Origin of the sequence: Hoskinsella mucinilytica (genome assembly GCF_045223415.1) — a bacterium.
Lineage (GTDB): Bacteria > Bacillota_I > Bacilli_A > Erysipelotrichales > Erysipelotrichaceae > Hoskinsella > Hoskinsella mucinilytica.
The window spans coordinates 1-10,054 of the sequence record NZ_JBEQZJ010000072.1 but is presented as its reverse complement, the minus strand read 5'-3'; the positions used below and the strand labels follow the sequence as shown (position 1 = coordinate 10,054).

Annotated in this window: 10 protein-coding genes; all 10 read left to right on the top strand. The window is 40.6% G+C overall.

The window, feature by feature from the left end; all coding sequences use genetic code 11:
* Nucleotides 1–3,559: MBG domain-containing protein (locus tag UGRO018_RS17015; protein WP_416327707.1), on the top strand; the 3,559-nt coding region annotated here is incomplete at its 5' end.
* Between the two features lie 325 nt (nucleotides 3,560–3,884).
* Nucleotides 3,885–4,316: an RNA polymerase sigma factor gene (locus tag UGRO018_RS17010; RefSeq protein ID WP_416327706.1), complete on the top strand. Its 432-nt coding sequence runs from the start codon at nucleotides 3,885–3,887 to the stop codon at nucleotides 4,314–4,316.
* The gene (locus tag UGRO018_RS17005) at nucleotides 4,309–4,545 is read left to right on the top strand and encodes a helix-turn-helix domain-containing protein (RefSeq protein ID WP_028043065.1); all 237 of its coding nucleotides are present in this window, start codon (nucleotides 4,309–4,311) and stop codon (nucleotides 4,543–4,545) included. Before UGRO018_RS17010 ends, UGRO018_RS17005 begins: the two co-directional genes overlap by 8 nt.
* 394 nt (nucleotides 4,546–4,939) lie before the next feature.
* Entirely contained in the window at nucleotides 4,940–5,143 is a 204-nt protein-coding gene (locus UGRO018_RS17000) for an excisionase (protein ID WP_416327708.1), read from the top strand.
* Nucleotides 5,144–5,221: 78 nt separating this feature from the next.
* Nucleotides 5,222–6,409 (top strand): tyrosine-type recombinase/integrase, encoded by a 1,188-nt coding sequence (locus UGRO018_RS16995; RefSeq protein WP_416327705.1) that lies wholly within the window; start codon nucleotides 5,222–5,224, stop codon nucleotides 6,407–6,409.
* 162 nt (nucleotides 6,410–6,571) lie between these two features.
* Entirely contained in the window at nucleotides 6,572–7,438 is an 867-nt protein-coding gene (locus UGRO018_RS16990; protein WP_416327704.1) for an alpha/beta hydrolase, read from the top strand.
* A gap of 106 nt (nucleotides 7,439–7,544) precedes the next feature.
* The gene (locus tag UGRO018_RS16985; RefSeq protein WP_416327703.1) at nucleotides 7,545–7,739 is read left to right on the top strand and encodes a spore coat associated protein CotJA; all 195 of its coding nucleotides are present in this window, start codon (nucleotides 7,545–7,547) and stop codon (nucleotides 7,737–7,739) included.
* A 9-nt stretch (nucleotides 7,740–7,748) separates the two neighbouring features.
* Entirely contained in the window at nucleotides 7,749–7,994 is a 246-nt protein-coding gene (locus UGRO018_RS16980) for a spore coat protein CotJB (RefSeq protein WP_416327702.1), read from the top strand.
* A 3-nt stretch (nucleotides 7,995–7,997) separates the two neighbouring features.
* Nucleotides 7,998–8,594 (top strand): manganese catalase family protein, encoded by a 597-nt coding sequence (locus UGRO018_RS16975; RefSeq protein ID WP_416327701.1) that lies wholly within the window; start codon nucleotides 7,998–8,000, stop codon nucleotides 8,592–8,594.
* 254 nt (nucleotides 8,595–8,848) lie between these two features.
* Nucleotides 8,849–10,054: ATP-binding protein (locus UGRO018_RS16970; protein WP_416327700.1), on the top strand; the 1,206-nt coding region annotated here is incomplete at its 3' end.

Genomic DNA, 10,054 nt, shown 5'->3' with positions numbered 1-10,054 from the left:
TTGCTCCAGCACGGGCATCAGCAGTCTGGATGTCAGCAGAAATGCTAATTTAACATACTTGTCTTGCTCCAGCACGGGTATCAGTAGTCTGGATGTCAGCAGCAATGCCAATTTAACAACCTTGAATTGCTACAGCAATACAGCACTGACAACTTTGACTGTCAATGGTGCTTCTGCTTTAACAACCTTGGATTGCTACAGCACGGGAATCAGCAGTCTGGATGTCAGCAGCAATGTTAATTTAACAACCTTGTATTGCCAAGAAACGGGCATCAGCAGTCTGAATGTCAGCAGCAATGCTAATTTAACAGAATTGTATTGCAACAGCAATGCATCACTGACAACTTTGACTGTCAATGGTGCTTCTGCTTTAAAAAAATTGGAGTGCAACAGCACGGGCATCAGCAGTCTGGATGTCAGCAACAATACTAATTTAACAACCTTGTATTGCAACATCACGGGCATCAGCAGTCTGGATGTCAGCAAAAATACTAATTTAACAGAATTGTATTGCAACAACACGGGTATTACCAGTCTGGATGTCAGCAAAAATACTAATTTAACAGAATTGTATTGCAGTAGCACGGGCATCAGCAGTCTGGATGTCAGCAACAATGCCAATTTACAATCATTGCATTGTTCCTTTACTCCACTTGCTTATCTGAATCTGGGAACAAATGCGGGATTAACAGTAACTATGCCAACGACCAGAACAATGGAGTTGGAAGTCACAGAAGACACATTTACCATTACAGATAAAATTACAGGTATCGACAAGGACAAGGTTTCTATCATAAGCGGCGCATCTTATGAATCATCAACAGGTGTCGTCAGCAATTATACAGCAGGCACACCGATTGTCTATGAATATGACTGTGGTACAGCAAAAGGTGAAAATAAGACTTTGACGGTAACACTAAACCTTACTGGGCTAAAAGCAGAAAGCAGCATTACTGTTACGGAAACGCTGGACAAGACCTATGACGGAAGTGCGGTCAATGATACACCAACAGTCAGCAAGACAGGCAGTACAGGTATAGTAACCTACACTTGGGAGAAGAAAAAGAACGCTACGGATTGGGAAAGCATAGCATCTGCACCAACGGATGCCGGAACGTATCGTGTAACCGCAACCGTCGCAGCGGATGACGATTACAAAAAAGCAAGCTCAACACCAGTAGAATTTACCATTTCCAAGGCAGACAGCACAATTTCTGTCACAGAAAGTTTAGATAAGGACTATGACGGAAGTGCTGTCAACAATACGCCAACAGTCAGCAAATCAGGCAGTACAGGCAATGTGACTTATACTTGGGAAAAGAAAAAGAACGCTACGGAATGGGAAAGCATAGCAGCTGCACCAACAGATGCCGGAACGTATCGTGTAACCGCAACTGTCGCAGCGGATGACAATTACAAAAAAGCAAGCTCAACACCAGTAGAATTTACCATTTCCAAGGTAGACAGCACGATTTCTGTTACAGAAAGTTTAAATAAGGACTATGATGGAAGTGCTGTCAACAGTACGCCAACAGTCAGCAAATCAGGCAGTACAGGCAATGTGACTTATACTTGGGAAAAGAAAAAAAACGCTACGGAATGGGAAAGCATTTCATCTGCACCAACAGATGCCGGAACGTATCGTGTAACCGCAACCATCGCAGCTGATAACAATTACGAAGAAGCAAGCTCAACACCAGTAGAATTTACCATTTCCAAGGCAGACAGCACGATTTCTGTCACAGACAGTTTAAATAAGGACTATGACGGAAGTGCGGTCAAAGATACGCCAACAGTCAGCAAAGCAGGCAGTACAGGCAATGTGACTTATACTTGGGAGAAGAAAAAGAACGCTACAGACTGGGAAAGCATTTCATCTGCACCAACAGATGCCGGAACATATCGTGTAACCGCAACCGTCGCAGCGGATGACAATTACAAAAAAGCAAGCTCAACACCAGTAGAATTTACTATTTCACAAGCAGCAAATAGCTGGACGAGCACACTTGCGATTACAGGCTGGACATATGGACAAGCTGCAAATACACCAGCGGCTGTGGCTGCATTTGGTTCCGTATCCTATACTTACAGTAATCAAGCAGCTGGCACATATACGGAAAACGTACCAACGGATGCCGGTACATGGTATGTGAAAGCCACGGTTACCGGTACAGATAATTTCAAGGGCATAGAAAGCAGTGCTGTAGAATTTACGATTGCCAAAGCAGATGCACCGGTGATGACTCTGCCGGATAATCTAAGCGGTGTATACGATGAGGACTTATCCAGTGTTACACTGCCGGATGGCTGGGCATGGGCAGACGGGACACAGAAGCTGACGGTTTCTGGAACAGATTATCCTGCACATTTCACAGTCGATGATAAGAATTATGATTATACAGGTGTCACAGGCTATGACAGTACCGGTCACTATGTAGAATGTATGCTGTCGGTCATTGTATCAGCGGCAGCGAATAGCTGGACAGTGGAACCGGCGATTGAAAACTGGACATACAATGAAACAGCCAGTACACCGACTGCTGATGCAGCGTATGGGGATGTTGTCATTAGCTACAGTGATACCAGAAATGGAACCTATACGGCAGATAGACCTGCCACGGCAGGAATATGGTATATGAAAGCCAGCGTAAGTGCAACAACAGAGTATACCGGACTTGATACCATTGTGGAATTTACCATTTCACAGGCAGAGCCAGTCTACACGGTTCCAACGGACTTGCAGGCAGTCTATGGACAGAGCCTTAAGGATATCACACTTCCGGCAGGTTTTACATGGACGGATCAGACGCTAGATGTTGGCAATGCAGGTACAAATGAATTTACATTGACCTATACGCCGGATGACAGCAATTATAAGACCGTGACAGATATCAAAGTCACAGTGACTGTAACAAAGGCAGATAATGAACAGTCAGCACCGTTATCACTGAATGGCTGGACATATGGTGCAGCACCTTCTGCTGCCAGTGCAGGATTCCGCTTCGGACAGCCACGCTTCCTGTACAGTGACAGGGTGGATGGAACGTACACAGATACCGTTCCAACCGCTGCCGGAACATGGTATGTGAAAGCTGTCGTGGATGGCACAGACAATTACGAGGGTGCAGAAAGTGAAGCCGTTTCCTTTGTGATAGAGCCAAAGAGTGCAGAAACAGGCAATCAGATAAAAGTACCGGAAATGACTGCCGATACGAAGCTGGATGATATGGTAATCAAAGACGGCGATAAGGTTCTGGTACAGGGTACAGATTATGACGTGACAAGGACACAGGATGGAAACAAGGTGACAGTAACCATCACGTTTAAAGGCAACTATACCGGAACGATAACAAAGACCTATACAGTGGATGATAAAAAGCCATCTGGAAATACGGATAAGGATAAAAACCATCCATCCGATAAAGAAGATACGAAAAACGATTCCGTACAGACAGGTGATACAGCCACAACTGGACTATGGGCAATGCTGATGGCAGCCGCAGCCGGAGCAGCCGCCCTATTGAAAGGGAAAAAGCGAAAGGAAGATACAGAGGAATAAAAGGTCATGGGGCTGTCTGAAAAGGCAGCCCTTTGAATGGAGCACAAGGGATGAGGGTTAGGATGGGAGAAAAAAGAGGGAAACGAGGATAGGTCAGCATTTTGCTTACGGTCATACCCTCACAACGACAGAAAGTCGAATTTTAGCAAGTTATGGCGAAACAGAGCCTGCCGGTTTTATTATATCGGTCAGGCTTTTTTTCGTGCCTGAAATTATTTTCACAAATTTTAGAAAATGGTTCACAAATCACGCCTTGCTGTACAGATATGGTGCGGAAAGAGAGAGATACAGCTTTTCAAGTCATAGAGGGAAAGGAGGTGTGAATATGAAACCATCGGACTTCCAAAAGACCATACAGTGCCAGTTTGACTGTCTGCTAAAGAAAGTCACGAAAGGGATTGTCCTGAACTATCAGAAAGAACTGTCCAGACGTTCCAAACGGGAATCCCTCTTTTGTGAACTGCCGGAGCTTGTCATAGATAAGCTGGGCACATGGGATGAATACGGCACTGACAGCACCACGTTCAGTGTCTGCGGCATCGACATCCGTGTGCTGGATGATAAGCTGGCATCCGCATTAAAAAAGCTGCCGGAGAAAAAGCGCAGCATCCTGCTGATGTACTATTTTCTTGAAATGAGCGATACAGAAATCGGTGAGCTGTTCCACATGACAAGGAACGCTTCCCATAAGAGCAGGACAGGTTCACTTGATAAAATCAGAAAAATGTTAGAGGAGGAAAAGCCAAGCCATGAATGAAGCATTTGCACTGCCATCGTTTTACCTGATATCTTCTGCTGCTGACGGCAGCGAACGGTCAATAGAAAAGCTATTGCAGTTCTATGACCCTTACATATCAAAATGCAGCCTGCGCCCTCTCTATGATGAATACGGCAATGTCTATATCGCCGTTGACATGGAGCTGAAAGGACGCATCAGAGAAGCAATCATAAAAATGATTTATGAATTTGAGATAGAAGCAAGCTAGAAAGCTGCGGAACATGATACTTCTCTCTTTCCAGTTCCGCTTATCGTTCTATGAAAATCCATTCAGAGCTGTGATGGGTTTTCATAGGCTGATAAGCAGCCGTATATGCTCTTTGAAAACTGAATAAAGTAGACAGATACGTTTGTGATGACAGCAAGCCGACGGAGATTGCACGCCATGACCTTTCCTCATGGAATGGAAAGTGAGCGATTCATGCAATGCTTCGAGAGCGACCTTTGGAAAGGTGGTTCTGCCATGACCTGTTTTCACAGAATAATGATACGCCCTAATGATACGGTTCACTCATAAGAATGAGAATAGTTGAGATACTAGCGGAGCTTTCCGAAGCCGTCTGTCTGCTTGAAAAAAACATACATGAAGGAGGTGGTACATGATGAACAATACGGATGTGCCTGTCTGGGAAAAATACACGCTGACCATTGAGGAAGCGTCAAGATATTTCCGTATCGGGGAAAAGAAGCTGCGTCGGATTGCGGAGGAAAACATGGGTGCGAACTGGGTCATTATGAACGGCAACCGTGTCCAGATTAAGCGGAAACAATTTGAAAAAATCATTGATTCCTTGGACGTTATATGATGAAAAAAAGCCTTAAATATGGTATAATATATGTATGTCGTATCAAGGCTCTTTCTACTTTGAAAGGAGCTTAACCTCATGGAAAAAAGACGTGACAGCAAAGGAAGAATTTTAAAGACTGGAGAGAGCCAGAGAAAAGACGGAAGATACGCATACAAATATACAGACGCATTAGGTAAACCGCAATTTGCTTATGCTTGGAAGCTCGTACCGACGGACAGGACACCGGCAGGAAAGCGTGAAGATATCTCATTGAGGGAAAAGGAACAGGATATACAAAAAGACCTCAACGACGGTATCGACACAATCGGAAAGAAAATGTCGGTCTGCCAGCTATATGCAAAGCAGAACAGCCACAGAAAGAATGTGAAACGAAATACTGTAAAAGGTCGCAAGTACCTTATGGACATTCTGGAAAAAGACCCGCTGGGAATGAGAAGCATTGACAGTGTGAAGCTGTCCGATGCAAAAGAGTGGGCTATCCGCATGAGTGACAATGGCTATGCCTACAAGACGATTAGCAATTTCAAGCGTTCCCTTAAAGCGTCATTCTACACGGCGATACAGGACGACTGTATCAGAAAGAATCCTTTTGATTTTGCATTGAATATGGTTCTTGAAGATGATACAGAACCAAAGACTGCTTTATCATTGGAACAGGAAGCCGACTGTCTTTCCTTTATGGAACAGGACAAGACCTATAAGAAGTACCGTGATGAAATCATAGTGCTGCTGGGAACGGGGCTTCGTATCTCTGAACTTTGCGGACTGACCAAGTTTGACTTGGACTTTCCAAACAGGATAATCCATGTAGACCACCAGCTATTAAGAGATAGTGATATCGGGTACTACATTGAGCTTCCGAAAACCAAAAACGGTGACAGAGAGATTCCAATGACAGAGAATGTCTATCAGGCGTTAAAGAGGATTGTAAAAAGCCGTGGGAAAGCAGAGCCTATCGTTATTGACAGCTACAGAGATTTTCTGTTTCTCAACAATGACGGGTTGCCAAAGGTAGCTTGCAACTATGAGAGTATGGTAAGAGGACTTGTCAAGAAGTATAACAAGTGCCATGAGGCAGCATTGCCAAATGTAACGCCACATACATTCAGACACACGTTCTGTACGAATATGGCAAACAAGGGCATGAACCCAAACACTTTGCAGTATCTTATGGGACACGCCAACATCACGATGACGCTTGGGTATTACGCACATGGTTCTTCTGCTTCTGCTAAAGCTGAAATGGACAGGTTATGTGCCTAGTAGTAAAGGCAGAGTTTACTACACTTTTACTACTTTTGGCTGCCAAAACACGCTGGGATATGCCAGCATATGCAAAGTATCTTCCGATATGAAAAATGCCCGTAACGCCCGTAAATACAGGCTATACAGACATTTGACAACTTATGAAAAGATAATCAATTTTTGATAGAAGTTTTTATCGTAAAAAAATATCAACATTTACAAAAAAGAGGTGCTATTCGTTTTATTGTACTTCGCCAATTTATTGGTTTTCTTTGTGTAATGCTCATCATTCTTTCTGTGACAGTTTACATAGCACAAGAATATGTCATCTTCTTCCCAAACAAAAGCGAACAGGATAGTCAAACCTTAACACATCAACAAAAATTCAAAGCGATAACCATTCAGAATCAATACAAAGGATGGTTGAAAAGTGATGAGCAAGATGATACGATCATCGTTTATTTCGGTGGTAATGCACAAAATACAGCAAGTACTTTTCTTGAATTTGATGAGCTAGGTATTTTTGATTCCATGGAGCACATATCATTTTTAAGCATTGATTATCCCTCCTATGGTGAAAGCACTGGTTCATTATCTCAAGCATCTATCTTTCAGATGGCAGATGATGTGATCAAATATGTGAAAGAAACCTTTCCGGATAAGAAAATAGATATCATCGGCTATAGCATAGGAACTGGAATAGCAAGCTATGTTGCCGCAAACAATCCCCCCGATAAATTTGTTTTGATTGCTCCTTATAATAATGGACAAGATCTTTTCAACACCTATTTTCCTATCTTTTATGGTCCTTTGACCTATTTGATTCGTTATCCTTTACCAAGCGATGCATATGTAAAGCAAATTTCTTGCGATACATTGATTCTTTCCTCAACAGCAGATAGTATCGTTCCTATACAGCTAACACAAAAGCTTATCGAAAGTTTTGATGAAGAACCAAATACCATTGTATATGAAAAAGAAAGTCATGCTGATCTGATAACAGAAGTAAAACCTTGGAAAGATATCATCCATTTTCTTAAACAATAAGTAAGATAACATCTAATATCAACCCTTATAGGAAGCCTAAACAGGCTTCTTTTCTTATCATAAACTGAAGTGAGCAATATCTTGCTCGAACGAAAAGAGGGATATCATGATATATGAATATGATGATGCACAATGGTATGAAGATTCCTGCTACCATAATGACCAAAAAAGCAATCGCCCTAAACAAAGTGTTGGTATGACATATGTACCAATGCAACGCTGGTCAGACCCCATGCCTTTAGAGGATGGATTTTATCTTGGAACGGTTTTTTGTGATTTAAACAAACCGTTTCAACCATAGGTGCATATTATGAATGAGTCACAACTAAAAAAAGAAATTCAGATGTATGATTTTGCTTTGCAGGAGGCTATCTTATATCTGAATTCACATCCAAAAGATAAACAAGCTATGATGTATTATAAGAAGTTTCAACATCTTTATCAACAGGCAGTAGAAGAATATGAGCGCTGTTTCACTCCTTTGACCAATCGAACAAATGATAGTGATGATTGGCAATATATCAATGGTCCATGGCCATGGGAAAGTGGGGTTTAATTTATGTGGAATTATGAAAAAAAATTACAATTTCCAGTCAATATTACAAGACCGGATCCAGGTTTTGCGAAGATCGTCATTTCTCAAATCGGTGGTCCTGATGGTGAGTTAAGTGCTTCTATGCGTTATCTAAATCAACGATATGCAATGCCTTATAATCGTGTTCGTGCAATGTTAACTGATATCGGAACTGAAGAACTTGCTCATCTTGAGATGGTTTCTGCTATCGTTTATCAATTAACTAGAAATTTATCTATGGAAGAAATTAAGGCAAACGGTTTTGATGTTTACTATGTTGATCATACAACTGGTATATGGCCTCAAGCCGCAAGTGGTGCAGCATTTACAGCTGCTTACTTTCAATCAAAAGGGGATCCGATTGCCGATCTTGTGGAAGACATGGCTGCTGAACAAAAGGCAAGAGTCACTTATGACAATCTCTTAAGAGCCGCAACAGATCCCGAAGTCATTCAACCTTTAACATTTCTGAGGGAGCGTGAAATTATACATTTCCAACGTTTTGGTGAAGCTCTATCTTATGTTCAAGATCAACTCGATTGCTGTAACTATTATCAATATAATCCGGCATTCGATAAATAAAACATGACAGATATCGTAATCAAAAATGTCAAGCTATTTCAGCCTGACATTTTTTCATTTTCTATAGCATCATAAATAAATTGCAGATTCTCTCTAATTTCACCAAGCAATTCTTTTTACTCATATGCATATTTTTACGCTTAAAAATATGTTCGATTGCATATTTATATCGATATTTTTATGCACCATTGCATATTTTTATACATTGGTATATACTAATCACAGTGAATATAGTAGAAAAGGTGGAAAATAATATGAGAAGATTGATTGAAAATAGTTTGATGGCATGGAAACAACAATCAGACAAGAAACCATTGATCATTAAAGGAGCACGCCAAGTAGGAAAAACCACGACTATTCGTGAGTTTGCAAAACAAAATTACGAAAATCTCATTGAAATAAACTTCGAAAAAGATTTAAACTATATTAAATTGTTTCAAAGAACACATAATCCAAAAGATATATTAGAATATCTACAAATAGAATATATGAATATTCCATTTAACAAACAAACATTATTTTTTATGGATGAAATACAGGCATGTCCTGATGCGATTACAACTTTGAAGTTCATGAAGGAAAACTTTCCTTGTGATATCATATGTTCCAGCAGTATGCTTGGAGTTGTCATTGCAAAAACCACATCCTATCCTGTTGGTTATGTTGAAACATGGGATATGTATCCAATGAGCTTTCTTGAATTTCTTTCTGCGTATGGCATAGATAAAACCATCATAAATAAGATCAATCGCACCATTCAGCAACAAGAAGCAATTCCAGAAATCTTACATGAAAAAATGAATGAGTTATTCACTACCTATATGGTTGTCGGAGGAATGCCAGAAGTAGTGAAAACATATATAAAAACAAAATCGATGAAAGAAACCTTAATTGTTCAGCGAAGAATCGTTAATGATTATATGAATGATATGGCAAAATATGCTTTGGCATCAGATAAGATGAAAGCTAGAGAATGCTTTACTTCAATTCCCGTTCAATTAGCAAAAGAAAATAAAAAGTTTCAATATAGTGTAATAAAAAAAGGTTACAATGCACGCTACTATGACAGTAGTTTAAAATGGCTGGAAGATAGTGGTCTTATCTTAAAAGTAAATCGCATTGCTCATATTGATGAACCACTTGAAAAAGAAATAGAACTTGCTGTTTTCAAAGTATATATGGCAGATACAGGATTGCTTATTTCACAACTAAATGATGGGGATATTCAAAAAATCATACAAGGGGAACTCGGCATTTATAAAGGAGCCTTGTATGAAAATATCGCAGCTCAGATTTTTAAAAGAAATCAAAAAAAATGTTTTTACTATGAGCCTAGCCAATCTGCGGAAATTGATTTTATCATATATTATAATGGTAGCATCACCCCAATTGAAGTGAAAGCCGGTAAACATACCGCATCGAAAGCTTTCTGTAATTATGTAAAGAAATATCAACCTAAG

Excerpts from the sequence above, each read along its gene's own strand:
- UGRO018_RS16975 (WP_416327701.1), top strand. The coding sequence starts at position 7,998 with ATGTGGAATTATGAAAAAAAATTACAATTTCCAGTCAATATTACAAGA.
- UGRO018_RS17000 (WP_416327708.1), top strand. The coding sequence starts at position 4,940 with ATGAACAATACGGATGTGCCTGTCTGGGAAAAATACACGCTGACCATT.
- UGRO018_RS16995 (WP_416327705.1), top strand. The coding sequence starts at position 5,222 with ATGGAAAAAAGACGTGACAGCAAAGGAAGAATTTTAAAGACTGGAGAG.
- UGRO018_RS16985 (WP_416327703.1), top strand. The coding sequence starts at position 7,545 with ATGATATATGAATATGATGATGCACAATGGTATGAAGATTCCTGCTAC.
- UGRO018_RS16980 (WP_416327702.1), top strand. The coding sequence starts at position 7,749 with ATGAATGAGTCACAACTAAAAAAAGAAATTCAGATGTATGATTTTGCT.
- UGRO018_RS17005 (WP_028043065.1), top strand. The coding sequence starts at position 4,309 with ATGAATGAAGCATTTGCACTGCCATCGTTTTACCTGATATCTTCTGCT.
- UGRO018_RS17010 (WP_416327706.1), top strand. The coding sequence starts at position 3,885 with ATGAAACCATCGGACTTCCAAAAGACCATACAGTGCCAGTTTGACTGT.